1 protein-coding gene is annotated in these 729 nt (G+C 51.9%); it reads left to right on the top strand.

Annotated elements, in window-relative coordinates:
• Positions 1 to 408 precede the first annotated feature (408 nt).
• On the top strand, positions 409 to 729 hold a 321-nt coding region (locus BWI93_RS09765), incomplete at its 3' end, for a PAS domain-containing protein (protein WP_141217418.1).

A 729-nucleotide genomic window follows, 5' to 3' on the forward strand; every position in this document is an offset into this window, starting at 1 on the left:
GTTTATGGACGTGAGTCATCTCATCAAGCAGCTTACGGACTGGATCCCGGACCTGCACGCAGAAGACTACATGGAGATGGGGCCGTGTCAGGTACTGGCTGCCGCTTAGGTTTTGCTGCGGGGAGGTTATCAAAACCCGTCTGGCATTGCAGGGCGGGTTTAAGGGTAGCTCGTATAGTAATAAGCGTAATTAGAAGTAGTAGGCACGGAGGGGTAGAACCATACGGGTTTGACTCCTCAGTAGTATAGTTTTCATTGACTTATGGCAAGAAATGTGGCCGTACTAGAAAAGGTAGTTAAGATAGGTTTATTTAGGCGTCAATTCCCGCCAGAAGAAAACTTCCTTTGCTACTTACTTACTAGTACGCACGATTACCGCTTGAGCTGTTCCAACCCTACTGTATTGTTATGAATGCTACTAAAGGTAGTTTATATACCTCTATTCAGCCGGATGAGTATCAGGTCTTACTTGAATCTTTCGCCCAGGCCTTCTGGGAAACCGATGCCCAGGGTATGGTCGTTACTGATTCGCCCAGCTGGCGGGCCTACACCGGTCAAACCCTGGAAGAATGGCTGGGCGAGGGCTGGGCCCAGGCAGTGCATCCCGACGATCAGTCCTACGCCCTTTCGCGGTGGCAGGAGGCGGCTCTACGGCTTCAGCCCGTAAACGCCGAATTTCGTTTACAAAGACCTGGTGGTGGCTGGCGGTGGACCAACGTGCGGGCGACG

The sequence above is a fragment of the Siphonobacter sp. BAB-5385 genome (assembly GCF_002261125.1).
Classification (GTDB): Bacteria; Bacteroidota; Bacteroidia; order Cytophagales; family Spirosomataceae; genus Siphonobacter.